Source organism: Desulfobacter hydrogenophilus (assembly GCF_004319545.1).
GTDB lineage: Bacteria > Desulfobacterota > Desulfobacteria > Desulfobacterales > Desulfobacteraceae > Desulfobacter > Desulfobacter hydrogenophilus.
In genome coordinates this window covers 3,012,622-3,038,718 of sequence record NZ_CP036313.1, presented here as the reverse complement: position 1 = coordinate 3,038,718, position 26,097 = coordinate 3,012,622, and the positions used below count along the sequence as shown (strand labels likewise).

Genomic DNA, 26,097 nt, shown 5'->3' with positions numbered 1-26,097 from the left:
CATCCTCTTGTGTCGATACGAATAGCAAAAGCGTTAATTATGCAAGCCTTCTGTGGGCAAAAATTTCATTTATACAAAAGTCCCAATAAGCTCTTGAATTACCGCCATGTTTCGTTGTGAGTCGGGCCTATGTATGGATAAACCAGGTTACCCCGTGACTTTTATATAGATTAAATCATATGGAGATTGGATTAATGGAAATTTTTGAAAGCAATATGGCCTTTTTGAAAAAAAAGCATCCTGGTGAATGGGAAAAAATTTCCGGGGCCCAAGATATGCCAAATCAGGCAGAGCTTGTTTTTAAAAACAGTGACAAGCCTAATTTAAAATTAAACTTGTCTGAAAATCTATCCATATATTTCCATGATGCAGATAAGCCGGGCAGAGAGTGTGATTCTTTTCTTTCCAGGATTGGAGAGGAATCAACAGGGGTTATGATAATTCTGGGATTAGGGCTTGGATATTCAGCCCTTGAAATCGTACGAAGGCTGAAAAAGATCAAGCACATTATTATATTTGAGCTGAATATCGAATTCTTTCTTTGCGGCTTGAATCATCTGGACCTCTCAGACCTTCTTACCGACAATCGTGTTATTCTCTCCCTTGGTGATCCGGGTGATGTGTCGGATATACTCAAACCCGCAAACCGGGGGTTAATGCTTGAAGATATTCACACCTACAAACTTACCGCCTGTTTCCAGGCAAACAACGCCTATGAACAATTAGCCGCCTCTGTTTTTAATTATGCCAGCGATTGCAACATGGAGGGTTCAACCAAGACGATACACGGCCAGCAATTTTTCGAAAACAGAATAAAACATCTGACATCGATTCACCATGATAACCTGCTGGAGGAGCTTTCCTATAAATTCAAGGGGATTCCTGCCTTGATAGTTGCGGCCGGCCCATCCCTTGACAAGAATATCGATGAGATCTCCAGGGCTGTGGGTAAAGCTGTCATCATATCTGTGGACGCTGCGCTGCCGTCTCTCCTTGCCCGGGGAATAAAGCCTGATTTTGTAACCGCCATTGACTATCAGGAGCTTACATATGAAAAAATTGCAGGCGTGGCAGCTAATCCCCTGAGCAGAGATATCAATCTTATCTGCACCTCCTGGGTTACCCCGGTTGTACCCAAAGTTTTTCCAGCAAAAAACATCTTCTGGGCATTTGGTCACCATGCTCTTGAAAGCTGGATCAACACTTCCCTAGGAGGGGAACTGGCAGTGGGGGCAGCCGGAACAGTTGCCCACCTGAATTTTATATCTGCAAAGGTCATGGGGTGTGATCCTGTCATCTTTGTAGGGCAGGACCTGGCATTTTCTGAAAACAAGGATCACTCCTCAAATGTGGTATTAACAAATAAAGAATCCATGGATACCATGCTCAAGGATGGGCGGAATATTTTGTGGGTAAAGGGGGTAAATGGTCCTGATGTCCCCACGACAAGGGTATTTTTTTCTTATAAGCTTGCCTTTGAGGAGATGATTGAAGGGGCAAAAGGTAAATTCATAAATGCCACGGAAGGCGGTGCGGTTATAGAGGGTACTGAAAACATTACGCTTGCCTCTGCCATAGAAAGGTTCTGCAAAAATCCTGTGGTTGTTGATGAAGAGGTTAAGCCAAAGAAAACTAATCTTGAAAAATCCATGCGAACCACCCTTAACAAATTAAAAAATCTTGAAAAAATAATAGACAAGGCAGACCGGCTATCCGTATCAGTTCTAAGGGATGTGGATAAATTAAAAGGCAATGGGAAACGATTGACCTCCCTATCAAAGCTTCCCTTGAAACTGCAAAAAAAAATAGTTGATCTGGATTCGTGTCACAATCGAGCTGATAAAAACCAGCTATGGTCGATTTTTGATGATATGACCATGGATGGCATGAGAGAGGATGAGAGGGAAAAAAAAGAAATTGAAACCCTTGAAAAAGAGCCTGAAAAATATTTGGAATGGCTCTCAAAGAGCGTGGTCAGAACTGACAGGGTAAATAAACTTAGAATAAAGAATCTAACCAAGTTTAAAAAACAGCTGAATGAACTGATAGTTTATCACAACAATGAAAAGGCTCTATTGGCCAAAATAGAACGAAACAACCCAAACAGCCAGGGCAAAACAGGGGCAGCTGCCAAAACGAACAATAAAAATCCTTTTCCGGTGAACCCCCAGTTAGAGGCCCCCATAAAGGCTGAGGTGCAGGATATTCTTGAATTGACAAGAATTTATTATCAGTCAGAAGATTATGTGCTTTTAGAAAAATTATTGGTTAGGTATAGCTCTGGTCTGGATGAATTTGCGGAAATAAATTTTTACCTGGGTGTTATCGCATTGTTTCGTAGTGAATATGAAAAGGCTAATAATTATTTTAAGTCAGCATTAACCTTGGATAGCTCTTATAAAGAGAGGATTTTTGATAAAGGTTATGAAATAGCTGATTTCTATTTTAAGAAAGCTGTTCCAGAGGGCAAAACTATTCCTTCAGATGCTTATTCGAACAGAATGAGAAATCTTTTATTAAGGGGCTTGAAATGTTGTTCATATCATAAAAATCTTAAGGCATTTTTTAGAAAGGTGGTTGAATATGATATGCAGACAGCAAGGCAAAGCCTTGAGACCCAGGATAAAGAAAAAATAGAAACAAACAGGCAAATTTTTGAGAACCTGGTTGGAACCGAAATCAATGAAAAAGAGTTCCAAAATTCCATGGACAAATTTGCTGTCGCAAATTTTTATCACGTCTACGGCGATCTTTTAATAGAGGAGAAAGAGTATCAAAAAGCGTTGGATAGTTTTCAAAAAGCTCTAACCGATTTGCCTGACGAGCCAGGTCTATATATTTCTATAACCGATACCTATTTTGCCCTTGGTGATTTTAACTCCGGTCTGGAAACCCTGAAAAAAGCGGTGGATTTAGATAAGAATTATGCCGTGTACTGGGATAATATCGGCGATATTCTTCAGGCTCAAAAAGATTACAATGGTGCCATCATGGCGTATGAACGATATTTTCTGGCTTTGCCTGAACAGGTTGGAGCTCTAAAAAAAATCGGTGACTGCTATAAAAATCTTGATAATCTTGAGGCTGCCCTTGAAGCATATAGGCAGTTTAAAAAACTGGCTGCCGGTTAAAGTCAGGGCAACCGTTTGAAAATAACGATTGAATCATGTTGTTTGGCTATGCTATTTATTCTGTCCACATGTATTTACCCGTTAAATGTTTTTTGTGAGATACCCTGATATGAACGAAATCAGTTTTTTAAAAGAGACCAGAAGTCTTTCGTGTATTCTCATGGAGTTCATGAAATCGACTCATTCAATTTACTTTATATCCATATTAAAATAATTATTATTTAAAAAATAATCTTCATCTTTTCCTTTAATAGTAATTTCAGGATACTTTCCAAATACAATACTATTATCAGGTATGTCCTGATCTTTAAGGTATGTTCTGGCAGAAATAATAACATTGTTGCCGATATTACAATCTCCGATAACTGTAGCACCCGACCAAAGATGAACATTCCTTCCAAATCGAGGATATTTGTTAAAATTATTTCCAACAGTGACGTTTTGCCTGAATTGAAAATAATCTGAAAAATCGGCCTTACCTATGACAGTTCCAACGGCATGGTCCAAATAAAAAATATCAGGGAGTTTTGTCGTATAATATATGTTAATCCCATTAAGGATTTTGTTTAAGTAGAAAATTCTTTCTGCTAAATTTTCATTCCCTAAATTAACATAAAGGATATGCGATACAAAGTAACAAAAAATTGTATTTTGCCCCGAATGAAATGGTGTAAAGTATGGAGCACCATTTTTAAAATAGTACTTATTTTTACACCTTGGTATCAAATACGCTATTTTATCTATTGCTAGTTGAATTGCCTTCTTTAAATCCATTAGTTCCGTAGATTCATTGAAACACAATAATGCTCGAAGTTGTTTGACCATCAAATCCGTCAACTCTTTTTCATTTAGATCCAGTATCATAGTCTTATGATCCATTTCTAATGTTAGCGATTAAATCATTTCTATTAAATGATGGTCTGCCCACTTTTTAAGATATTCATAAACAACATTTTTATTTATTTTAAATTTATGACAAAGGATAGATAAAAATTCAGTTTCAGGCATAATTGAAAGATAATCCATAACCCTTCTCATTTGTATGTTGTCGTCATTTTTCCCAAATGCTGGTTGCCCGGAATCAACATATAAATTACAATTCGGATTTGACAGGCACATAACACCTTTGAACTTTTTATTTATAACTATATCATCTTCAATAAATTCTACCATCTTTAGTAAAATTGCTATTGCTTCTGATAATTTGCTTTGCTCGATAATATCAATATTGTCTTTGTCGCAGTGATATTCAGGGTATGGGAATCTGATAAGAGAAGGCATTGGGATGCCATAAGATTCAAATACGAGTTCATCATTTCCGATAATACTTTTAAATTCCAAAATATTCTCACAATTATATTCTTTTAATGCTTTTTTCAAAAAATAGTCCATGCTCGAAGTCTCAGCATATGAACTTTGCATCGATAAATTAATATTTACTCCAAGCATTTCAAGAAATACACCACCAATAATATTGTTTTTAAAAATTTTTTCCAAGTATAATTGGGAGCCTATAATCTCTTGCACTAAAATAAGTCTATATGAAAATTTTGTTTTTTGTTTTGAAAGTTCATTCATCAATTCACAGCCTACAGCACATCCACTTAAGTCATCATTCGCCATTCCTGGATGATCTAAATGAGCTACAAACAAAAATTCATAATCTGATTCACCTTGAATTCTATAATCAATTATTTTTAATTCAGGCTCATCTTCAAGTGTTTTGATTTTTATTGAATAGATTCCATCTTCCAGGCTTTCATAAAAGTTTTTAGTTACACAAAAACCCCAATCTCTATCCCATGGACGATATGAATAGCGGAAGTGATAAGGGATGGCATCATTATAACGGTTATCGTAGTGCAGATGTTGTTTTAATGTCTTAAGATCAACGTTTCCTTCAAAAGAAAGAGAATGACTCACAACAGATAAAGGGTGTTTCATCCCATCTAAGATAATTTTGTTATCTTTAATTATGAGAGCTTGTAAGACCTCCCATTTAGGCGGGATGATCCAGCCGTTACATTCATCCTCTGAAGTAAATTTAATTTCACGGAATGGTAGTATCTTTTTTAAATAGGCCACAGCTTCATCATACCCACTAGATGCAAAATGTCTTGGTAAACGCCAAAGATCGGATATTATTGTATAGGCTAAGCTCATTTTACCACCACTTAATTTGCAAACGGAAATTTTCATCATCAGAAAAACACCGTTTTTCATAAGATCTCATTTTTTCTATTAGCATTTGATTGGAAAGCCATTCCCTATCACGGTCAAAAGCAAAAGGCCGAATCCACGTTGCCAACTCATTGTTATTAAAAATTCGAAAATCGTCTACCCCCATAGATAATAAATCATTTCGGCTGTTGGATAATTGATAGTCAAAATGCTGCATCCAATCATTACAAATGAGTTCAATAGATCTAACATCTAAATCATTAAGTTGACTTTTCCATTTGCCAATTGATTTGGAATTTATATATTGAGGAACATTTGTACCATAAGATGTGTTCTGGAACCATGGATTACCTGAGCCATCCTTATATTGAGTTGTGTCCAAAAGGTTCTGTTCGAATTCAATTCCTAAAAAAGCACATAGATTTTTTACGTATTGATCTGACTGACTGACCAAATCTTCATATTTAATAACATAAAAATCATCTTTGTATAAATGATTCAGATAGGATGATAAAAATGCTAGTTTTCTCCACTGCCTACCCATAAAAAAATAGGGATAAGACAATCCCGTTGCATTTTTTGATGCAACTATATCTCGAGGGTCTCTTACCATTGCAATACATTTTATATTTGGGAAAAGTTTTTTCAGAGCCGGAAAAAATTCTAATGCCCAAACTTCTTTAAATATTACGTAAGAATTATTTTTATTTTCGCCATAAATTTTATCTATCTGGTTTGTAAAATATTTAATATACTCACTGTATGAATTGAAATCATTCACCTCTATCTGCTCTGCCCAGTTGCCTGAAAATGCCATTGCCCTATTTTGTATTACCTCAAATAATCTTCTATGATCAATGCCTGGTTTAACATCAAATGTACCCTTCAGTATTTGCTGGAATAAATCAAAGGATTGTAAAAAATAATCATCTAAAGGATCAAATCTTTTATGTGCATTTTTATAATTATTTTTAGCTAAATCATATCGAAAGCTATTGAAAATAGGGCGCATCGGATCACTTGCACAGGCCACATTTTTATGCGTATTAAGCATTCTCGCAAGCATTGTGCTTCCGGAACGAAACATTGATGAAATAAAACAATAGTTTTCCATAAATCAGCCTTTAAATTTATCCTGAATTCCCGGCATAAAATTTGCCTAATCAGCCTTTGCCCTCTGATACATAAAAATCTGCTGAGGTTTGGCCTCTGCAAACCCTGACCTAAGATCATATTTGATGGTTTATTGGCTGGCAATCCTAGCTAATCCGTTTTTTTACTGAACTATACTCAATTCCCATGCTCAAATCACGCCAGATAGGAATAGTTCACCATTAGCGCTCTGCGCATAACTTTTCCAGCCCAAGTTTTCACCCAATAATGCGCTTATCCGGGAGAACAACGTAATCGGTGCAATACGTTCTCAGCCAATTGGGCGAATGGGTTAATCTTACCAAATGAAATGCTCCACCGCCTGCCACTATAAATTAAACGGCCGGCCATATACATTAAGTCCTGCATGACTGTTCTTAACCTCCTTCGTGAGACTGTTTTTCTACGGTTGACCGGAAGATTGTTCTCATCCTGTTCCTCAAGACTAATTTGGCCTATGATTCTAAGGGTGTTGTACGCCAAAAGAGCGAGATGGAGAATCAGGCTGTTGCTGCTAAAATGGCAGCTGGGGAACCGTTCTAACCCAATATCACTTTTAATTTCTGAGTGAAATTGTTCACTGGTTCCATGATCATGGTATAAATTAATGACCTCTTGGGGGCTCAGCCCGGTTATGGTAATCCAATAGGTCTCTACTTCGATTTTGGGAAAAAGCAGGGGTTCTCCTTTTTCTTCATATCGTTCAGTCACTTTGAAGACAATCGGACGTGGCAATGCATGCCCTTTGGGGTCAACAGTTGTTTGCCCGACCCACACACTTTTGTGTTTACAGCGAATCAATTTAACGTTTTCAGTATTCTGAGCCAGGATAAACCAGCCATCCAAAGATTCTTTACGTAAATTGCGCTTAACCAAGACATCAACACCTTCGTATTTTTTTATTATTTCAAAATTATCCTGACTGTCATTTCCTGAATCAAGACGCATAAGAAGAGGTTCTTGGGTGATCTGCCTGGTTAATTTCAATATTTCTTGAATGAATGCCGGGGTGTTTTTTTGACAATGCTGACTGCCTTTTCTAAGCTCCACATTGATTAAATATCCTTCAGTTCCCAGATATCCGAACATCGGTGCATATCCATCACAACCTTTGTATGTCCTGGAAACCCCCTCTTTTTTCGTTTTTGAATTGTCAAAGGGGCTGACATCCAGGTCTAAGGGAATATAATTGCCGACACTCGTCTGAACTGGTGAAATGGCGGGTGCTTTGCCTCGAATCATTTCAACTGAAGCTTCCTTGATAAGTTCATTGGCAGATTCCCCGATCAGGTCAATACGTTCACGCAAGGTTGATTGGGAAGGACAATTGCTGATTCCCATAGCTTGGGTAAAAAAAAATGGATCCTGCCTGAAAATTTCAATAGCGATGTAGTCTGGCTTACCAACACAAATAAGTCCTAACATGGACGAAAGGATCTCTCCATGAGAAATATTAGGATCAACACAATGTACATCCGGTAAATTTTTGAAGCGCTCAGCAAAATTAATGGACTTAAGCAATGCACCTACAGGGAGCAATCCGCTTTGACTGACAAGGTTTTCATTTCCATGTTTTACATTGATAGTGGTCGGCATCGGTCTTCACCTCCGAAGTGAATGTTTTTTTAATGCCATTATATTAATTTTATATTAAAATTTCAATGTGTTATATTCAAAAAAGCAATCTTTATGCCGCTAACTCAGGTTTATATTAATACAAGTGTTTCTTTGAGGCGATAAATATCTTAACATAAGGGGGGAAACGTAAGAATGTAGACATGAAAAGGAAAGTTTTCAGTCCATTTCTTGTCTTAATATCTTTGGAAAAACATGGTGCCTCTTCAATCAAAACAATCCCCAACTTACCGGTGTTCCTCGTTTAACATTCCGGCACACTCGCTTCCCCACCACCACATCCAGATACTTTGGAGGCAATCCATGCCCTGGCCGGATGGCACGGACATTTTCTCTTGTCAAAATATTTCCGGCCTTCATATCCTGTGTTATATAAAGAGAGCGGCGAAAAATCCGTGATTTTTCTTCGGCCTGCGTAGTGCCGTAAGTTATCTTTCCCAGAGCCTGCCAGGCACGTTCGGTTTCAGTTACCAACTGGGCCATTTCTTGGGGTTCCATTGAAAAAGCGCTGTCTACACCGCCATCAGCCCGATTGAGGGTAAAGTGTTTTTCGATAACAGAAGCACCCATAGCAATGCTTGCGACGGATACCCCGACACCCATGGTATGATCGGACAATCCTACTTCACAGTCGAACAGTTCCCGCATATGGGGAATGGTCAGAATGTTGGTATTGTCGGCCGTGGCCGGGTAGGTGCTGGTACATTTGAGCAGAATCAGATCCTTGCAGCCGGCCTCACGGGCGGAACGGACCGTTTCATCGAGTTCCGCTATGGTGGCCATGCCTGTGGAAATGATCAATGGGTTACCGGTTGCGGCAACGCGCCGGATCAGCGGCAGATCCGTATTTTCAAACGAGGCGATTTTGTAGCATGGCACATTCAGGTCTTCCAGAAAATCGACGGCCGTGTCATCAAACGGTGTGCTGAATGGGATAATGCCCAATTCCCGGGTACGGTCGAAAATGGGCTTGTGCCATTCCCAGGGGGTATAGGCCTCGCCATACAGCTCATATAAGGATTTCCCTGCCCACAGACTGTCGGAATCACTGATGAGAAACTCTCCCTCATTCAGATCCAACGTCATGGTGTCCGGCGTGTATGTCTGGATTTTCAGCCCATGGACTCCGGCCTTGGCTGCCGCCTCTACAATTTCAAGTGCCCGATCAAGGGATTGGTTGTGGTTGCCGGACATTTCAGCGATGATAAAGGGTTTTTCGGAAGGTCCTATTTTTCGATTGTTAATGGTGATCATTTTAATCTCTGATTTTTTCCAATTGAAGTTTATATTTGTGCCCGTGAAGTTCAAAATATGCTGGAAATCTATTTGGATCACAAACTCGGATAAGATCAAACTGACTTAATATACTCTTTTTAGGATCGATTTTACTGTCAATAGGTTTTCGTTTTGGAAAGTATGATGGTTCAATATTTTTATTTTGCTCAACAGGATTTATCTTTTCGAAATGTTTAACAGCAAAGTCTATTGAGGAAATTTCTGCATTAAAAAGCTGCTCGTTTATTTCATCCCATAGCGCATGTTTGGGGACAGAAAGTGTTACCTGATGCCATATTCGTCCGGTATCAACAGCATTTTCAGCTTCTAAAAGACTCAGTGTAATTTCTTTTGCGCCACCAATTATTTGCCATATATGTGGACTCCAACCGCGTCCATGTGGTAATTTGCTAGCATGCAAAACCAGAGTAGACCGATATTTTTTTCTCTCTATGGGACCAATGATTTCCGAACACGAAACTAAAAAAAGTATATCACCCCCCGATAGATATTTTTTTGATCGGACAAGACTTATGGCATGAGTTGCTTCATTACGTTCAATCCATCGTAACAGATAAGCATTTACCGGATGATTTGGATCACTGCAAAGTAAAGAAATTTTCATATATGTGTCATAGCCTGTAATTTTGTAGTAATTTTATTGATACCATTGCCATCGGTAATTGAAGCAGCTACCGCACTCATTTTGGGAGCCTCATTAGTATTGCCAATCATTTTTTTTATTATTTTGCCTAAAGCATTTACATCATCATTGATAGAAAATGTTTTTGCGGCCCCGGCTGACTGTAAACTGTTTGCAATAAACTGTTGATTCTCGGCTAAAATAACGATGATTGAAGGCAAACCCAAACAGCACCTTTCCCAGGAGGTACTACCGGCAGCTCCTATGGCCAGATCGCTGTCAGTCATCAGCTGCGCCATGTTCTGTACGTTGACCATAACTTCCGTAGACTGCGGCAGCTGCTCTGCAAGGGATTTGACCTGTAACAGCCAGGGCGCATTGAGTCCCATCACAACAGTGATACGCAAATAATTGGGGAGTTCACACTCTTTTATTGCTTCAAGAATCTTCCCTGTGGCGTTGATCTGATCTACACCCCCCATTGAAATCATCAGATGTTTAAATTTCGGGTTGACACGACGACGCAAACTATAATCGCGAAGTGCGGCAAATTCAGGGCGCAACAGTGCATAATGGGGGCCAGTCAAAACAGTGCAGTTTTTAGGTACAATCTGGTTATAATGATTTTGATCACGGCCTAAATTTTGATCGAGCAACAAATCACAGTCATGGGACCTGTCAGCCAGATCATCGATTACCATTATATTGCGGCACTTTGGTCGCAGTTCCTTTTCCCATTTTTCATCCAACGCATAGTGGTCAACAATCAGCCAATCATAAACTGTATTTCCTATACTGCTTTTTGTCTGTTCTGCATCGGTTGTCCAGGATGTGCCAAGCCACGAAGCATATTCAGAATGAACCGCGTTATTTGAATCATCAAAAAACATCTCTTTGGTAGTGGCCGGAAGAGCTTTTACAATGAATCCTTGTTGTTTAATTTGATCAAACAGATTTCCCGGATGTTCCCGGCTGATAAAATGGCATTGAGCACCTTCCTTCTTCAAGGCTTCTGCCAGCGTCAGGCAACGCATGACATGACCAGTGCCGATCTGAAGGGATGCGTCAGTACGGAAGACTATTTTTACAGCATGGCTCATAAACGCTTCTCCATGAGAAACCAACTGATATCATCTTGTGGAAAATGAGGATCTCTTCGGTAGACAAAACCATAGTCCAGGAGTTTCATACACGGATAACGATCCATAATTTCACCAGCAAATTCACGTTTAAAAAGACGATCCACATGACCACGATAAGGAATAGCGACAGGTGTCGGGTTGAAATATTCTGCCACGAGCAGGTATTTTTCACACGCAGTTACCAATTTGTCATACACTAAATTCAATTCGTCTGGATTGATATGTATCAACACACCCTTTATCAGCGCCAAATCCCATATCATTTTATGTGTGTTGGGAGGCGGGAAATCCAGTATTGAACTGTGACACACATGATTGGGCGGGATATTTTTAACCAATTCACCTACCGCATCTGAATTTATTTCAATGCCATATTTTTCCTGTTCAGGAAACAATAACTTTAACGCCTTAAGATTCATACCAATGTTGGCACCGAATTTTATACATGTTTTCACACCGTGTGCTGAACGGTAACGCCCTGGAAAAAAATATAGATTGGACGAGAGCAATGCATGACTTTTAATATACTGTGTGCCGAACTCCCCTGCCCAAGATTTTTCTTGTTCAGTTTTAAAAGACATTTGATGCTCCATCATTTAAAAGTTTACAAAGGGTGCAATCAAATAGTTTAGATTTTGGCCTAATCACGGGTATTCTGCATAAAAAGTCAAAATGTGACATTCATAACCTCCTGATTTTATAGAACCTGGATTTTATGGTTTGTCTGTTATGTTGCCAAAAAATATCAAATCTAAACTATTGGATTGCACCCGTTTACAAATATTTAACCTAAATCAGACTGATAACAGCTATTAAAAAGCATCTCAGCTCGCTTCCAATCTGCTGGTGTGTCAATGTCTATAACACGCCAGTTTGGAATTACATATCCGATACCATTGCTATGTATTTTTATGTTTTTTTCCCAAGCTTCTGTATTCCCCCAATAGAATTGCCCTGCATCATGATAGGCCGGTTGAAGATCTTGAGTCCTTGTGGTTTCAAATTGAGGGTAAAGAGGCTTCATTTTCCCATCTTCCAAGCGGATGAGCGCTCTTTGGACAGCAGATGGGAATTCAGTAACGGGAAAACAGAACTCCGATTCACTTTTTAACAGAAGATTTAATGCATCTTTCAAATCATCATTACAAATAAACGGCACTCCTGGATAGATACAGCAAACATTTTCAAAGGACCATCCCATAATTCTGCAAGCTTCAATTGCATGAACGATAACCGGAGCTGTCGGTGTATAGTCGTTTGCCAGTTCGGACGGTCGGACAAAAGGTATTACTGCGCCCCATTCTCTGGCAATTCGTGCAATTTTCTCATTATCTGTAGAAACGACAACGTGTTTAAAAAGGCCGGATTCTTTTGCTGCTGTAATAGCATATGCAATCATTGGTCGTCCGCAAAACATTCTAATATTTTTATGGGGGATTCGCTTTGAACCGCCTCTGGCCGGAATAATAGCTATATTCATAATTTTAACGTTTGTTGCAATTCTGTTACAATTTTATTTTGTTGCATCTCAGTTAGATCTGGATATATGGGGATACTTATGGCTTCTGAATAATATTGCTCTGCCTGTGGACAAAGGCCAGAATGAAAATTCATTTGTTTATAATAAGGTTGCTGATAAACAGGAATATAATGCAGATTAACACCGATTCCTTTTTCTCTTAAAGCCACAAACACCTGTTGATGGGTTTGACGTATTTTGTCCAGCTGCAGGCGGATTACATAAAGATGCCAGGCAGAAACCCCATCCGGGTCCTGCCAGGGCGTGATTACCGGAAATTTTTCCAAAAGCTGGTTATATCGTTTGGCTATTGCTCGGCGTCTGGCGATAAATTTATCTAGTTTTTCAAGTTGACTAAGTCCTAACGCTGCCTGGATATCGGTCATGCGATAGTTAAACCCGAGATCAATCTGCTGATAATACCAGGAGCCGTCCGGTGGGTGGGTCATAAGATCCGGGTCCCGGGTAATGCCGTGACTGCACAGCCGGCTCATGTGCGAGGCCAGATCTGCATCGTTGGTGGTATTCATACCCCCTTCGCCGGTGGTGATGATTTTCACAGGGTGAAAGCTGAATACTGTGATGTCGCTGTATCGGCAATTGCCGACGGGCGATCCTTTGTATTCAGCGCCCAGGGCATGGCAGGCATCTTCAATAATTTTAAATCCATATTTTTGGGACAGATCAAAGATGGCTTTCATGTTGCAGGACTGTCCGCACAGATGCACCGGGACAACGATTTTGGGAAGGCGGTTTTCCTTTTTTGCCTGCTCCAGCTTTTTTTCAAGGGCTTTGGGGCACATAGTGTAGGTGTGTGGATCAATGTCCACAAAGTCCACTCTGGCACCGCAGTAAAGGGCGCAATTGGCAGAGGCCACAAAGGTGATGGGTGAAGTCCACAAAATGTCCCCCGGGCCGAGCCCCAGGGCCAGGCATGCCACATGCAGGGCACTGGTTCCAGCATTAACAGCCACTGCATATTTTGCCCCAATCCTGTCCGCAACGGCCCGCTCAAATGCCGGTACTTTCGGACCCTGGGTGAGAAAATCAGATTGCAGGACATCGACAACCGCGTCAATGTCCGCCTGGGTGATATGCTGCCTGCCATAAGGGATCATTGCCTACACCTCAAAATTAGGATCCACATCCTGCCGGATCAACTCCCGCAGCTGTTCCACTGTTAAGAAATCCGGATTGGTGCCGCTGTTGTAGGCAAATCCCGGGGGCACCAGTTTGCAGCCGTTATGATCACAATAATGCTGGGCATTCTGTTTGCCCGTGGTGGGCAGGATGGCATAATATCTGCCCAGGTCCACTGTGTTGAAACTGTCACTGTCCGTGATCATCTCTTCATGAATTTTTTCTCCGGGCCGGATGCCCACGATTGGGTGTTCGCATTCCGGGCCGATCGCCATGGCAAGATCGGTGATTTTATAGGAAGCAATCTTAGGAACAAAGACTTCTCCGCCCCGGGAATTTTTGATGGTCCACATCACCATATCGACCCCATCCTGCAAACTGATGTTAAAGCGGGTCATGTGCGGGTCAGTGATGGGCAGAATACCGGTGGGACGTTTTTTAAGAAAAAAAGGAACCACAGACCCCCGGGAACCCATGACATTGCCATACCGGACGACTGAAAACCGAATGTCCCGTTGTCCTTTTATATTGTTGGCTGCCACAAACAATTTGTCCGAACACAGTTTGGTTGCCCCGTAAAGATTGATGGGCGCAGCAGCTTTATCTGTCGAAAGGGCGATCACGTTGCGGATACTGTTTGTATCCAGGCAGGCTTCAATCAGATTCTGTGCACCGAGAATATTTGTTTTGATGCACTCAAACGGATTGTATTCCGCAGCCGGCACCTGTTTGAGGGCAGCAGCATGAATCACGGTGTCGATGCCCTCCAGGCCCCGGCGTAACCGGTCTCTATCCCTGATATCGCCGATGAAATAACGGATACTGGGATATTGGTCGCTTGAAAACATCTGGGACATTTCAAATTGCTTAAGCTCATCCCGCGAGTAGACGACCAGTCGTTTAACATTCGGATAATGGGTCAGGATGGTTTTAACAAATGATTTGCCAAAGGATCCTGTCCCGCCTGTAATTAAAATCGATTTGTCGTTAAACACTATATTTTCCCATCTAAATTTACAAATTTTCATTGGTTTTATCAGTTCATATTATACTATTCGGCTGTTCAGCAAGAAATCATAAATTAAAAAAGAAACACCTTTTTGACTCCGTAATCGTAATGAAATATTAGAGCCCCCCACACACAATCAGGTTATTATTTTAAAGCTCTTGTCGCATTTTGGGGTCTTATTTTTATGATTATTCATACTATTCTAAAATTATTGATAATACTCCAAATATCACAAATCGCAAACCCTTACCATAGCACTGTCTGACCGGAATGGCCTGACCCTGGCAAATCTCAATGTCATGACACAGGAGGATGCAAAATTGCCATCGCCATTGCAGACGCAACGCTGGCGGACCTGGATGCCACAAGAAGTTCGCTGGATTTCGTGGAGAACCAGCTGACATCCACCATCTCTAACCTTTCGGTGACCAAAACCAATGTAACGGCCTCCGAATCTACCATCCGAGATGTCGATTTTGCAGAGGAAACAGCTAATTTTGCAAAACTGTCTCTGCTGGCCCAGACAGGTTCCTATGCCCTGAGCCAGGCAAATGCCGCATCTTCAAACCTGACCAGTCTGCTCCAGTAATTTTAAAAGCAGCATAAGCATAGATCTGCCGGCAAAGGAAAAGCACCTTTGCCGGCAGATCTTTTTTCTTTTGGCTCATGCCGCGTTTTGGGGTTTACTTGATCATCACTTCAATAAGGACCGCAGATTAAATAAGTTGGGCAGAAATAACGCCGAATTTTGGTTCATTTACAAGGCGCATTAAAGGTCGAATAGCATGCCTATTGGGCCTTTGATGCAACGAAGTAGATGGGCCAAAAGGCAAGTTGTTTCGTTCAAGTTATTTAGGAATGGGTTTTAAATAACTTACCCATTTTGTTATATCCGGGAGCGCAGGCGTCCCGCCTGCAGTAACAATGCGGGCGAGACGCCCGCGCTCCCAGGTTAAATTATTTCGCTCCCATTCCTTAATCTGCGGTCCTAAGTGAATGAAGCAGAAATCTCCCTCGTTTACCAACATTATGAACGAACTCGAAAAATCCGAGGTAAAAAAGGAAGTTTCTCCTGTGAGATGCCCCGATGTGGGCGAATCCAGTTTCAGAGTATGGAATAACAAAACGGACACTCACGTATTTTTGCCCAACCTAGCTCACGAACTGTTTCATAGCATTGTACATCATCTATCAAGAACTTGATATTTAGCTTGATCGACTCCAATCCGAATGTGGTTGAAAATGCCATAAGACCCTTTGTGGTCGGTAAGAAAAATGGGGTCTTTTCGTGTACATCCGAAGGCGCCAGGGTCAGTGCCTGCATTTACAGCCTAATTGAAACCGCCAAGGCCAATGGACTTGAACCTTATTGGTACCTCAAATTTATTTTTGAATATTTACCGGAAGCCATGACGAAAAACGAATTTAAAGCTTTGATGCCACAAAACGTGGATAAAAGTTTGCTGGAATCCAACTATACAACTCCCCGCCAGGCTTAAAAAGGTGTGGTTCATACACCGCTTACCTTATTTCTGCCCAACTTATTTACTCTACGGTCCTTGATATCTGAGCGGTTGTCACTGTGTTGTTCCCGCTTGGTTGTCGGGTGTTGTCTGCCATGATCGACAGACAGCCCCATCCCGATTCCCTTAGCCTGGCCCTTTGGATGGACAGATTACCTATCTCAACATTTATAGAGGCAGGAATACCATAAAATAATTTGGTCGAAATGGGAAATCCCAGGGACTGATGCTTTATTTTTATTTCAGGAATGAGTTCGACCCGTTTCTTACAAACAAAAAAACGGGTTGCAGATTTTGAAATCTGCAACCCGTTATAATTCAGGCAGTTTTATATGTATTACGTCTGTTTAACTTAGAATGCGATTGCCCAGGCAGCGCCGAAGTAAAGATCTTCGGTCGTACCTGCTTCTCTATGGTCAACCATGCCGACTTCAGGAGTAACTGTGACACCCGGAGCCAGGGTAATGGCGGCCTGCAGGTAGTAGGACTGAGCAATACTACTAGAAAGGTCACCTTCATCAAATTCGCCATGGATATAACCATAACCGGCTTCAAGGGCGAGCATGTCATTAACGGCATAAGTTACACCAATGGTACCACCCATGGATTCACAATCGTTAACATCCACACCGTCATAAATAGCGTAGCCGGTGTATTGACTAGCAGTTTCAGTACCCAGATTAGCAATATTCTGGCCCCATACACCAGTCACAAACATACCCAATGCACCAAAGTTCAACTGTGCACCAAGGGCAACACCATAGGCATCAATATCTTCACTATCATCAATTTCAAAGGTGTTATAACCGCCAGCAATTTGAGCTTCACCCATATCAAAAGTTGCTTTGTAACAAGCAGCAATCATGGGAATGACAGCTTGGGTATTGGTATAGTCACCATCTTCTACCTCATAGGAAGTTTCGTCTGTATTCCAGGTCCAGGCAGATCTTTCAGGATTAATAACAGCAATGGAGAACCCACCGAAGGTCAGCATGATTTCAGCATTTTGACCGTTATCGAAATCACCGAATCCGCCGAGGCCAAGATCCTCATAAGTCCCATTGCTGGTAAGCTGCTCAGAATACGCAACATTGATAGGGGTATCAGTGTGACCAACTGTCAGGATACCGGAACCAAAATTCCACGCACCATAGAGATGTTCAAGAACTACATCTCCGTCTTTTACCTGATACTCAAAACGACCGGATAGTTCATCAGAAACTTTAACATAGGCGCCAATCTTTGCAATAGTATATAGACCTTCATCATACTGGAGGTCATCGCCGAAGTCATCAATGAAATTACCGATTGTTTCGCCTACGGTACTGTCATCAACAGGATCAGAGTCGACCCAGCCTGTATAAACCATGGCTTCCCCGTAAAAATTCCATTCTGCTGCATACGCAGAACTTGCCATCAGCGCAAGCGCTGCAATAGCTACGATAATTTTTTTCATCTTTTTCTCCTTTTAATTTATTTACTGCCTGAATATTAGTATCCTGCCTTCCTTTTAAAAACAGAATACCAAATTAGTTTCTACTTTTAATGCTCTTTTAATGCGTTTGTCAATTGTTTTTTTTTAAATTCCATGCATTATTTCAATTTATAAGAAATAATGTTCGAGGTTCTATCCTTGGCAAGGATGGCTATTTTGGACCGGGTCACAACGGAAATAACCAGTTCTTCTATCCCGTCATTATCTATATCGGCAATATCAAAATCAGAGACCCAACCCTGCAAAGGCACGGTCTGAAATACCGGTGCAAGGGCGATACCGTTCCAGGACATGACTTCAACACGCCCCTCCTTGAACCGTTTAATCCGGCCCAGGGTTCCGCCGCCAATTTCATTATTTGTGATCAGAAAAACTTTTTCTTTTTGATCCTCTCCCGCGGGGTGAAATTTAATTCTGGGATTAAAGTATTCCCGATCCCGGAAAGTGTTGTCCGCGCCCCGGGCCCCTGTAAGCCAATAATTGTTGGTCTTCCCGTATTTTTCCGTACTCTCCCATTCATTTGAGCCGGCATCATTGATGAGCACCAGGTGATGATGCTGATTGATGCTTAAAAATTCAATACCACTGTCCTCCCGGACCGGTCCCCTGTTCAGGGCAAGCAAAGATGTGCCTTTGGGCACACGGATGGCTTTTTCCTCCTGGTAAGTATCATTGGCCGGAGTCATGATGTAAATTTTTCCGGCATATGGGCCCCGGCCTTTATCCTGGGCATAAAGCACGGGATTGCCATCCAGAGAATCAATCACACGGAAATAGTAAGACAGGCCGTCCTGGAGCGTTGTATAGGATGAGCCGTTATATTCCACCACAAAAGAAGAAAGGGTTTCCCTGTTTATGGTCATGGCCGTGACAAAAATCTCCGGATATCCGTTGCCGTTAATATCCGCCACATCCAGCCCGATAATTCTTAAATAGGATGGGTAATCCAGGTGGGTTTCTTCAGTGAGCATATTACCCTCAAGATGGTATATCTGAAGTGAAGAATCCGTTGCCGTAACAACCTGAAGACGGTCGTCTTTATTCAGGTCACCGGTGGCCATGGCCCGGATCACGTCATCCATCTTAAGATGGGTAGTAAATCCCTGACTTGCCTGCATGGCCATCATGCCGCCACCGTAGAGGCCGGTACCGCCGGCGGACTGCAGCCCCCCAAGGGTCGGATTCTGTTGCTGGGGCCGGGCATACATTTTGTTATCTATATTGCGGTTGAACACCTTCATGTTGATATCACCGGCAAAGGAGTTCACCAAGGGAATAACATCGCCCATGGCATTACTTTGCTCGAAAAAAGCAAGGGTCTCTTTTTTCCCTGAAACATCCACCATGGCCGCATCCAAACTGATGCTTTCCCCATAATGGGTAAGGCTGCCAAAAAGGACGTAATCCACACCCATCTGCGCACCTAAATCCCGGGCAACCCCCTCATTGAAAGCGCCTTTAACAAGCCCGCTTGCCTTTGCCCCGGCCAGGACTTTGTCAACGGTTTCCCGGTCCAGAACATCTACTTTCCCGGCATCAGAAAGCCTTGAGGAAAGCATTGAAAACAATCCATTCTGCAGGAAACCAAGATCCTGGGACGCATTCATTTCAAAGGGGAAGACCGCCACGGTTTTTGCGTCACTGCACAACCCCGTACCGGCTGTTGCCCAGAACGCAAAAAAGGTCAAAACAGCAACCACTGTTTTGAAAGTAAAAAATGTTTGTATGGATTTTCGCATGTATTTTCCTTATATTTCTAATCAGATTAAACTAAACCCAAATTTTTAATTTTTATATCCCATCCCCCGGTCTCATACAAGTCTTTTGAACAGCTTTTCAAGACTGCGGGCATCAAAGGACACAAAGACCGGACGGCCATGGGGGCAGTGCATGGGATTTTCACAGGTAAACAACTGTGCCACAAGCGCTGTCATTTCCTTTAGAGACATGGACTGTCCGCCCCGCACAGACCGGTGGCAGGCCATCGTGGCCAGGGCATCTTCAAGCCAGTCATTTTTAAGGCCCGTGCCATTGGCATGGCTGATTTTCTCCACCATTTCCACCACCATGGGCCCCACCTGCTTTTCCTCCACCAGCACAGGCACGGCTTTTATTACAAATGATGTCCCGCCAAAGGGTTCAACTTTAATACCCAAGTCGGCCAAATCCGCCATAATTGAGTCAAGGACCAACGCCTCCTTATGGCTCAGTTCCAGAACCTCGGGAACCACCAGGGACTGGCTCTGGACATCCATATGCTTATAGCGGTTTAAAAGCTGCTCAAAGACAATGCGCTCATGGGCGGCATGCTGGTCCACCAGTATCAGATGGTTCTGCTTTTCCACCACAATATAAATATTGAGCACCTGACCGACCACCCTAAATCCTGACTGAGTTGCCTGAAAAGGTTCAGGCTCCGAAAGGGGCGCTGTAATACCCTGATCTGACGTTTGAGGTTCATGGCCAGCCACAGGGGCCTGGTCGGACAGTTTTGTTTCCGGTACCGGGGTCCAGGACTTTTCACGGGCTTCAGCCGCCTGAAAGGATTCAGCAGGTGAATCAAAAGAGTCATACACAGTTGACGACTGCAGGGTAGAAGCGCTTTCAAACAAGTCTGGCGTCAATCTTTGTTCTGATAGGGATGCGGATTTCAGTGCAGCCTGGACGGGCATTGGGGAATCCTTCTTCTGAGGCATAACGGCTCTGGCATAGGATAGTTTATCATCCTGACCACGGGACAAGGCGTTTGCCACGGCAATGGATAAGGCTTGGTATACGGGGCCGGGGGTAATAAATTTAATTTCGCGTTTAGTCGGATGCACGTTTACGTCCACCTGGTCACAAGGCAGCTCCACACACACCGCCCCCACAGGATACCGCCCCTTCATGATCCGGCCCCGGTACCCCTGGAACATGGCAGCAACCAACCCTCTGTCATACACAAGGCGCCGGTTAACGAACAGAAAAATCCGGTTGGCTGTACTGCGGGTAACACCGGGATTAGCACACACCCCGCGGATACATAATTCCGGCAGGCCGCTGTCACCGTCTTCATCCATTTTTGGCCACTGCATTTCGTACAGTTGATCCGCCACCTCTTTACCCAACACCATCTGGGCCCGCTGAAAAAGGCTCTGACCTGGCGGATAGCTCTTGACGGATCTGCGGTTGACCACAAGGCGAAATCCCACTCCGGGATTTCCCATGGCAAGACCGGCTAAGGCATCGGCAATATGTCCAGCCTCCGTATTTTCGCTTTTTAAAAATTTTCTTCGAGCTGGGGTGTTGAAAAACAACCGCCTGACTTCCACCATAGTGCCCACAGGCGCGCCGGTATCAGTTACACCGGAAAGCTTGCCGCCATTCATATCCACCCGGGTACCGATGGCGTTATCCGCTGTACGGGACACAAAACTGAATTTTGATACAGATGCAATGGATGGTAGGGCCTCGCCTCTGAACCCAAACGTTGAAATGGAAAACAGGTCTTCCTTTGTGTAGATCTTGGATGTGGCATACCGCTCCAGTGCCAGCACCGCCTCATCCCGGGAAAGCCCGCACCCGTTGTCCGAAACACGGATTAAGGTTTTCCCGCCGTTTTCAATCTCCACAATAATCCTGTCAGCCCCGGCATCCATGGCGTTTTCCACCAGTTCCTTAACCACGGAAACCGGCCGCTGTACCACTTCACCGGCCGCGATCTGGTTGGACAGGAGATCAGGAAGAATGCGTATTCTGCTCATAAAGGCGTATTCGAGTTTTCCTTTACAAACCGCAGCAGAAATTCGCTGTCTTTAGGACTTAAATCAAACTGCAGACAGGCTTCATTCGCCAGTTTTTTCACATTCAGGTCCGGCTGGGCTTTTCTTTTTTCAGACACCCACGCGATGGCGTTTTTCAGGGCATTGCCCTGGGGGATGACAGTGGACATGTTAACCTTCCTTATATAATTAATTTACAATTCGGGCAATTCAATATCTTTGCCAACAGCCTGTTCAAATCCATATCCCGCCCGGATCAGGGATATTTCATCAAAATGCCGGGACATCATCTGAAGCCCCATGGGGAGCCCGGTGGAAGAAATACCTGCAGGCACTGAAATCCCGGGGATACCTGCCATATTACAGGACAGGGTAAAAATATCGCTTAAATACATGGTCAAGGGATCTGCCACCTTCTCACCAATTTTAAAGGCAGGCGTCGGTGCCACAGGAGACAAAATAATGTCGCATTCTTCAAAGGCCCGTTTAAAGTCATCCATGATCAGGGCCCGCACCTGGGAGGCACGGCCATAATAGGCATCATAATACCCCGAAGACAAAGAATACGTGCCGATAATAATCCGGCGCTGGACTTCGAGTCCAAATCCTTTGGACTTGGTTCTCTTGTACATCTCAATGAGATCGTCGGATTCCATATCCCTGACCCCGTATCTTACCCCGTCGAACCGGGCCAGGTTGGCACTGGCTTCACAGGGGGCAATGATATAGTAGGCAGCCACCACATAATTGGTATGGGGCAGTGAGATCTCTTTAATTGTAACGCCTATCCCTTCCAGGGTTTTGCGAGCACTTTCGAACATTGTTTTGACTTCGGGATCAATGCCTTCAAGCGTTAAAAATTCCTTGGGGATGCCTGCGGTCATTCCGGAAAGACCCTGCTCTTTAAACATGTCAATACCCTTTGTAAAATCGGGCATCTGTTCAGGTGCACTGGTGGAATCTTTGGGATCATGACCGCCCATGAGATTGAGCATCATGGCCGCGTCGGCCACGTCCCGGGTAATGGGCCCCACCTGGTCCAGGGATGACGCATAGGCCACCACACCAAACCGTGACACCCGGCCATAGGTGGGTTTCAGACCCACCACGCCGCAATGGGAGGCGGGTTGACGGATGGAACCGCCGGTGTCCGTGCCCACGGCCCCGGCGCAGAACCGAGCCGCTACGGCAGCGGCAGATCCGCCGGATGAGCCGCCGGGTACATGGTCGGTGTTCCAGGGATTTCGGGTGGCAAAAAAAGCTGAATTCTCGGTGGAAGAGCCCATGGCGAATTCATCCATATTGGTCTTGCCGATGAGCACGGCATCCTGTGCTTTAAACTTCTCCACCACCGTGGCATCGTATTGGGGCACAAAATTTTCAAGAATTTTAGATGCACAGGTGGTTTTCACCCCCTTTGTACATAAAACATCTTTCAGGGCCACGGGAATCCCGGTAAATGCCTGGTTCTCCCCTTTGGCAATAATCCGGTCCGCCTGTTCAGCCTGTTCCAGGGCAAGTTCTGGGTCAACAGTAATAAAAGCTGAAATAGTGTTGTCATATTTTTCAATACGGTCAAGAAAAGCCCTTGTCAGTTCAACAGAAGATATTTCCTTTTTGGCCAGAAGGGCCTGGGCCTGGGCAATGGTCAGGGTATGCAGATTCATTTTATTTCCTTACGCTCTTGTCTATTTGAACTACTTCACCACTCTTGGCACCACATAGAAGTCCTGGTCACGTTCCGGTGCATTCGCCAAGGTTACATCCGGACCCGGGGACGGTTTTTCCTCGTCTTCCCTGAGCACATTGTTCATAAATGCCGCCCCGGATGCCGGTATCACCCCCTCAACATCCACGTCCTTGAGGGCATCAATATAATCAAGTATATCACTGAGCTGTCCTGCCAGGGTTTTCTTAAGTTCATCATCCACATCCAGCCGGGCCAGATGGGCCATTTTTTCCACTTCCTGCTGTGATATTTTCATTTTTATTCCTTTTTGATGACCATGCCGTTAACACCTGAACCGGCAAGCTTTACCAGACCGGTCCTGGCCGCTTCATAATTGGCAAAAGAGCCGGTTCGGACCCGGTACCAGGTCTTTCCGTCGATCTTCACACTGGCCCGATAGGCGGTAATCCCCTTTTTATTTAAAAGAACCATCTGGGCCAGAGCATCATTTAAATTTTTATATGACGCAACCTGAATGGTGTATCCACCATGGGCAGGTGCCGGTGCTTTCCCGGTATCCGGTTTAGTTTTTTGGGGTACCGCATCTGTTTTTTTACCTGCTTGGGTTTTTGACTTTAAAACCTTGGGGGCAGATTGGGTCACGGTTTGTTTTTCAGCGGCTTTTTTATATGTTTTTACCGAAGCACTCTTTTTAGCTGGCGGTGCCGGGGCAGTAGCATTGTCATAACCCTGACCAGCCTTATTCCAGGTGGCCAGTTTTCTACTGCGCTTGACAGGGATATCTTCAGCCTGGGAATTGTACGGTGCCGGATTCATCGAAGTTTTTTCCCCGGTTTCCGGCCCCGGGGTAATTTCCCCGGAATCATCTGCTGTTCCTTTAACCGGAGAGTACACCGGTTCATCAAGGACATCATAAAATTTAAGATCTACTTTTCCCTTTTCAGGAAATTTGGCAGAAAGTTCACTGAGCATTCGACCAAGGTACTCCTGGAAAGGCCGGGTTTCAAACAGTACCGGGCTTGATCCTCTGCCCACAAACAGTCCAAGACCAAACATCCAGATTCCGATTAAAAAATACCGGCCATATGTCCCAACACCACGAATATTAAACCCTCCTACATTCTTTCAGGGGCAGACACCCCTAAAAGCCCCAACCCGTTACGGATCACTTTTTTAACCGCCAGAACCAGGGAAAGCCTGGCCAGGCAAAGCGGCTTGTCGTCCATGATAACCTTATGCTGATTGTAATAGGCATGAAAAGCCGATGCAAGGGTCATCAAATAGGTAAAAATAACATGGGGGTGAAGGGCTGCCGCACTTTTTTCCACCTGTTCCCGGAAACCTGCAACCTGCTTGATCAGATTGAGTTCCTCTTCGGTCACAAGTTTTTCAAGATTCATACCGACTTTGAAATCTGTCTGGTCAATGAGGCCTTCATCCTTTGCCTTGTTTAAAATCCCGGTAATCCGGGCATGCACGTACTGCACATAATAGACAGGATTATCAGCACTCTTCTTTTTAGCCAGTTCAAGATCAAACTCAAGACCTGAATCATAACTGCGGCTTAAAAACATGAACCGCGCGGCATCCTTGCCCACCTCGTCCACAATATCCTTAAGCGTCACAAACTCTCCTGCCCGGGTGGACATCTGCACGGGTTTCCCATCCCGCAGTAAATTGACCAGCTGAACCAGAATCACATCAAATTGTTCGCTCTTTCGTCCCGTGGCCACCACTGCCGCATCAATACGCTTGATATAGCCATGGTGATCCGCCCCCCAGACATCAATGACACGGTCAAACCCGCGCTCGTATTTTTCATCATGGTAGGCGATGTCCGATGCAAAATAAGTGGTCAGTCCGTTGTTGCGCACCACCACCCGGTCCTTTTCATCCCCAAATTTTTCCGTGCGAAACCAAAGGGCTCCGTCTTTTTGGTAAATCAGATCTTTTTCTTTAAAGGTTTCAATGGCTGCCTGGACCCGGCCTGAGTCATAAAGGCTTTGCTCGCTGAACCAATTGTCAAACCGGACACCGAAATCATCTAAATCAGACCGGATACCGGCTAAAATTTTACCGGCGGCAAATCGTGCACAGATCTCAATACCCTGTTTTTCATCGGTATCAGCAAGGTCTTTTCCCTGGGCATCAAGCACCTCTTGGGCAATGTCGCGGATATAATCGCCCTGGTAGCAGTCCTGGGGAAAATCCACAGTTTTTCCCTGCATCTGTTGCAGGCGCAGCCACACCGATGTGCCAAGGGTTCTGATCTGGCGGCCGGAGTCATTGATATAATATTCCTTTTGGACCTCAAAGCCTGCAAAGGAGAGGATATTGCCGACGGCATCCCCCACAGCAGCCCCCCGGCCGTGCCCCACGTGAAGGGGACCCGTGGGATTGGCCGATACAAATTCAACTTGGACACGTGCCCCACGGCCCATGTCTGAAGCGCCAAAGGTTGTGTCCTGGTTCAGCACTTGGTCCACCACTGGGTGCCAGGCCCCGGGGGATAAAAAGAAATTGATGAATCCGGGTCCTGCCACCTCTATTTTTTCCAGTACCGAACCCAAAGGGGTGTGGGCACTATCGGACATGACCTCAACAAGACTTTTGGCAATTTTTGCCGGGGCCATCTTCTGCAATTTTGCCGACACCATGGCAAAATTGGCTGAAAAATCGCCCTGGCCTTCATGTTTAGGGGTTTCAACCTCAAATTCCGGCACCTGGTTCGAAGGCAGTAAACCCTTTTCGAAGGAAGTACGGGCTGCATCCAGGACCATGGTTCTAATTTTTGTTTTCAT

The 26,097-nt window shown here is 43.7% G+C and carries 21 protein-coding genes and 2 pseudogenes; 3 read left to right on the top strand and 20 right to left on the bottom strand.

Going from position 1 to position 26,097, the window contains the following annotated elements; all coding sequences use genetic code 11:
* Window positions 1-194: 194 nt before the first annotated feature.
* Window positions 195-3,131, top strand: coding sequence for a 6-hydroxymethylpterin diphosphokinase MptE-like protein (locus EYB58_RS13540; RefSeq protein ID WP_163354263.1), 2,937 nt, complete (start codon window positions 195-197; stop codon window positions 3,129-3,131).
* Window positions 3,132-3,320: 189 nt separating this feature from the next.
* Here the strand turns inward: EYB58_RS13540 and EYB58_RS13535 are convergent, their stop codons facing one another.
* The 11 genes from EYB58_RS13535 to pseB all read right to left on the bottom strand — a co-directional run bounded on the left by EYB58_RS13535 (window position 3,321) and on the right by pseB (window position 14,813).
* Window positions 3,321-3,995, bottom strand: coding sequence for an LbetaH domain-containing protein (locus EYB58_RS13535; RefSeq protein ID WP_163354261.1), 675 nt, complete (start codon window positions 3,993-3,995; stop codon window positions 3,321-3,323).
* A gap of 30 nt (window positions 3,996-4,025) precedes the next feature.
* The gene (locus EYB58_RS13530) at window positions 4,026-5,354 is read right to left on the bottom strand and encodes a DUF4910 domain-containing protein (protein ID WP_111956189.1); all 1,329 of its coding nucleotides are present in this window, start codon (window positions 5,352-5,354) and stop codon (window positions 4,026-4,028) included.
* The gene (locus EYB58_RS13525; protein ID WP_111956187.1) at window positions 5,296-6,426 is read right to left on the bottom strand and encodes a sulfotransferase family protein; all 1,131 of its coding nucleotides are present in this window, start codon (window positions 6,424-6,426) and stop codon (window positions 5,296-5,298) included. Before EYB58_RS13525 ends, EYB58_RS13530 begins: the two co-directional genes overlap by 59 nt.
* A gap of 272 nt (window positions 6,427-6,698) precedes the next feature.
* A complete protein-coding gene (locus EYB58_RS13520) occupies window positions 6,699-8,060 on the bottom strand; it encodes an IS1380 family transposase (protein WP_111960849.1) in 1,362 nt (453 codons plus the stop codon).
* A gap of 249 nt (window positions 8,061-8,309) precedes the next feature.
* A complete protein-coding gene (gene pseI / locus EYB58_RS13515; protein WP_111958871.1) occupies window positions 8,310-9,353 on the bottom strand; it encodes a pseudaminic acid synthase in 1,044 nt (347 codons plus the stop codon).
* Window position 9,354: 1 nt separating this feature from the next.
* Window positions 9,355-9,999, bottom strand: a complete 645-nt coding sequence (locus EYB58_RS13510; RefSeq protein ID WP_111958869.1) for a formyltransferase family protein — start codon at window positions 9,997-9,999, stop codon at window positions 9,355-9,357.
* Window positions 9,996-11,117 carry a UDP-2,4-diacetamido-2,4,6-trideoxy-beta-L-altropyranose hydrolase gene (pseG, locus tag EYB58_RS13505; RefSeq protein WP_111958867.1) on the bottom strand — a complete coding sequence of 374 codons (1,122 nt, stop codon included), beginning with the start codon at window positions 11,115-11,117 and terminating at the stop codon, window positions 9,996-9,998. Before pseG ends, EYB58_RS13510 begins: the two co-directional genes overlap by 4 nt.
* Window positions 11,114-11,740 carry a pseudaminic acid biosynthesis-associated methylase gene (locus EYB58_RS13500; protein WP_111958865.1) on the bottom strand — a complete coding sequence of 209 codons (627 nt, stop codon included), beginning with the start codon at window positions 11,738-11,740 and terminating at the stop codon, window positions 11,114-11,116. Before EYB58_RS13500 ends, pseG begins: the two co-directional genes overlap by 4 nt.
* Window positions 11,741-11,943: 203 nt before the next feature.
* The gene (pseF, locus tag EYB58_RS13495) at window positions 11,944-12,639 is read right to left on the bottom strand and encodes a pseudaminic acid cytidylyltransferase (protein ID WP_111958863.1); all 696 of its coding nucleotides are present in this window, start codon (window positions 12,637-12,639) and stop codon (window positions 11,944-11,946) included.
* Window positions 12,636-13,796, bottom strand: a complete 1,161-nt coding sequence (gene pseC, locus EYB58_RS13490; RefSeq protein ID WP_111958861.1) for a UDP-4-amino-4,6-dideoxy-N-acetyl-beta-L-altrosamine transaminase — start codon at window positions 13,794-13,796, stop codon at window positions 12,636-12,638. The genes pseF and pseC overlap by 4 nt, the downstream gene beginning before the upstream one ends.
* 3 nt (window positions 13,797-13,799) lie before the next feature.
* Window positions 13,800-14,813 (bottom strand): UDP-N-acetylglucosamine 4,6-dehydratase (inverting), encoded by a 1,014-nt coding sequence (gene pseB / locus EYB58_RS13485; RefSeq protein WP_111958859.1) that lies wholly within the window; start codon window positions 14,811-14,813, stop codon window positions 13,800-13,802.
* Window positions 14,814-15,212: 399 nt separating this feature from the next.
* Here pseB and EYB58_RS13480 point away from each other — a divergent pair, with 399 nt between their 5' ends.
* Window positions 15,213-15,416: a flagellin gene (locus EYB58_RS13480; RefSeq protein WP_242637358.1), complete on the top strand. Its 204-nt coding sequence runs from the start codon at window positions 15,213-15,215 to the stop codon at window positions 15,414-15,416.
* Between the two features lie 386 nt (window positions 15,417-15,802).
* Here the strand turns inward: EYB58_RS13480 and EYB58_RS24750 are convergent.
* A pseudogene (locus EYB58_RS24750) lies at window positions 15,803-15,932 on the bottom strand (IS1595 family transposase); the annotation flags it as partial.
* Window positions 15,933-16,056: 124 nt separating this feature from the next.
* Here EYB58_RS24750 and EYB58_RS13475 point away from each other — a divergent pair.
* Window positions 16,057-16,326: pseudogene (locus EYB58_RS13475) on the top strand (transposase domain-containing protein); the annotation flags it as partial.
* Between the two features lie 376 nt (window positions 16,327-16,702).
* On the opposite strand, the gene EYB58_RS13470 reads toward EYB58_RS13475, so the two are convergent.
* From EYB58_RS13470 to argS, 8 genes are all read right to left on the bottom strand, one after another.
* Window positions 16,703-17,806: a porin gene (locus EYB58_RS13470; RefSeq protein WP_111958855.1), complete on the bottom strand. Its 1,104-nt coding sequence runs from the start codon at window positions 17,804-17,806 to the stop codon at window positions 16,703-16,705.
* A gap of 137 nt (window positions 17,807-17,943) precedes the next feature.
* On the bottom strand, window positions 17,944-19,584 hold the full coding sequence (locus EYB58_RS13465; RefSeq protein WP_111958853.1) for an FG-GAP-like repeat-containing protein: 1,641 nt from the start codon (window positions 19,582-19,584) through the stop codon (window positions 17,944-17,946).
* A 72-nt stretch (window positions 19,585-19,656) separates the two neighbouring features.
* Window positions 19,657-21,588 carry a DNA mismatch repair endonuclease MutL gene (gene mutL / locus EYB58_RS13460; protein WP_111958851.1) on the bottom strand — a complete coding sequence of 644 codons (1,932 nt, stop codon included), beginning with the start codon at window positions 21,586-21,588 and terminating at the stop codon, window positions 19,657-19,659.
* Window positions 21,585-21,776, bottom strand: a complete 192-nt coding sequence (locus EYB58_RS13455) for a hypothetical protein (protein WP_111958849.1) — start codon at window positions 21,774-21,776, stop codon at window positions 21,585-21,587. Before EYB58_RS13455 ends, mutL begins: the two co-directional genes overlap by 4 nt.
* A gap of 24 nt (window positions 21,777-21,800) precedes the next feature.
* A complete protein-coding gene (gene gatA, locus EYB58_RS13450; RefSeq protein WP_111958847.1) occupies window positions 21,801-23,273 on the bottom strand; it encodes an Asp-tRNA(Asn)/Glu-tRNA(Gln) amidotransferase subunit GatA in 1,473 nt (490 codons plus the stop codon).
* Window positions 23,274-23,303: 30 nt separating this feature from the next.
* Entirely contained in the window at window positions 23,304-23,591 is a 288-nt protein-coding gene (gene gatC, locus EYB58_RS13445; RefSeq protein ID WP_111958845.1) for an Asp-tRNA(Asn)/Glu-tRNA(Gln) amidotransferase subunit GatC, read from the bottom strand.
* A gap of 2 nt (window positions 23,592-23,593) precedes the next feature.
* Window positions 23,594-24,352 (bottom strand): SPOR domain-containing protein, encoded by a 759-nt coding sequence (locus tag EYB58_RS13440; RefSeq protein ID WP_111958843.1) that lies wholly within the window; start codon window positions 24,350-24,352, stop codon window positions 23,594-23,596.
* Window positions 24,353-24,411: 59 nt separating this feature from the next.
* A complete protein-coding gene (gene argS, locus EYB58_RS13435; protein ID WP_111958841.1) occupies window positions 24,412-26,097 on the bottom strand; it encodes an arginine--tRNA ligase in 1,686 nt (561 codons plus the stop codon).

Bases quoted from the DNA above. Each gene is read 5' to 3' on its own strand.
- EYB58_RS13540 (WP_163354263.1), top strand. From the start codon at position 195: ATGGAAATTTTTGAAAGCAATATGGCCTTTTTGAAAAAAAAGCATCCT.
- EYB58_RS13535 (WP_163354261.1), bottom strand. From the start codon at position 3,995: ATGATACTGGATCTAAATGAAAAAGAGTTGACGGATTTGATGGTCAAA.
- EYB58_RS13530 (WP_111956189.1), bottom strand. From the start codon at position 5,354: ATGAAAAACGGTGTTTTTCTGATGATGAAAATTTCCGTTTGCAAATTA.
- EYB58_RS13525 (WP_111956187.1), bottom strand. From the start codon at position 6,426: ATGGAAAACTATTGTTTTATTTCATCAATGTTTCGTTCCGGAAGCACA.
- EYB58_RS13520 (WP_111960849.1), bottom strand. From the start codon at position 8,060: ATGCCGACCACTATCAATGTAAAACATGGAAATGAAAACCTTGTCAGT.
- pseI (WP_111958871.1), bottom strand. From the start codon at position 9,353: ATGATCACCATTAACAATCGAAAAATAGGACCTTCCGAAAAACCCTTT.
- EYB58_RS13510 (WP_111958869.1), bottom strand. From the start codon at position 9,999: ATGAAAATTTCTTTACTTTGCAGTGATCCAAATCATCCGGTAAATGCT.
- pseG (WP_111958867.1), bottom strand. From the start codon at position 11,117: ATGAGCCATGCTGTAAAAATAGTCTTCCGTACTGACGCATCCCTTCAG.
- EYB58_RS13500 (WP_111958865.1), bottom strand. From the start codon at position 11,740: ATGTCTTTTAAAACTGAACAAGAAAAATCTTGGGCAGGGGAGTTCGGC.
- pseF (WP_111958863.1), bottom strand. From the start codon at position 12,639: ATGAATATAGCTATTATTCCGGCCAGAGGCGGTTCAAAGCGAATCCCC.
- pseC (WP_111958861.1), bottom strand. From the start codon at position 13,796: ATGATCCCTTATGGCAGGCAGCATATCACCCAGGCGGACATTGACGCG.
- EYB58_RS13470 (WP_111958855.1), bottom strand. From the start codon at position 17,806: ATGAAAAAAATTATCGTAGCTATTGCAGCGCTTGCGCTGATGGCAAGT.
- EYB58_RS13465 (WP_111958853.1), bottom strand. From the start codon at position 19,584: ATGCGAAAATCCATACAAACATTTTTTACTTTCAAAACAGTGGTTGCT.
- mutL (WP_111958851.1), bottom strand. From the start codon at position 21,588: ATGAGCAGAATACGCATTCTTCCTGATCTCCTGTCCAACCAGATCGCG.
- EYB58_RS13455 (WP_111958849.1), bottom strand. From the start codon at position 21,776: ATGTCCACTGTCATCCCCCAGGGCAATGCCCTGAAAAACGCCATCGCG.
- gatA (WP_111958847.1), bottom strand. From the start codon at position 23,273: ATGAATCTGCATACCCTGACCATTGCCCAGGCCCAGGCCCTTCTGGCC.
- gatC (WP_111958845.1), bottom strand. From the start codon at position 23,591: ATGAAAATATCACAGCAGGAAGTGGAAAAAATGGCCCATCTGGCCCGG.
- EYB58_RS13440 (WP_111958843.1), bottom strand. From the start codon at position 24,352: ATGTTTGGTCTTGGACTGTTTGTGGGCAGAGGATCAAGCCCGGTACTG.
- argS (WP_111958841.1), bottom strand. From the start codon at position 26,097: ATGAAAACAAAAATTAGAACCATGGTCCTGGATGCAGCCCGTACTTCC.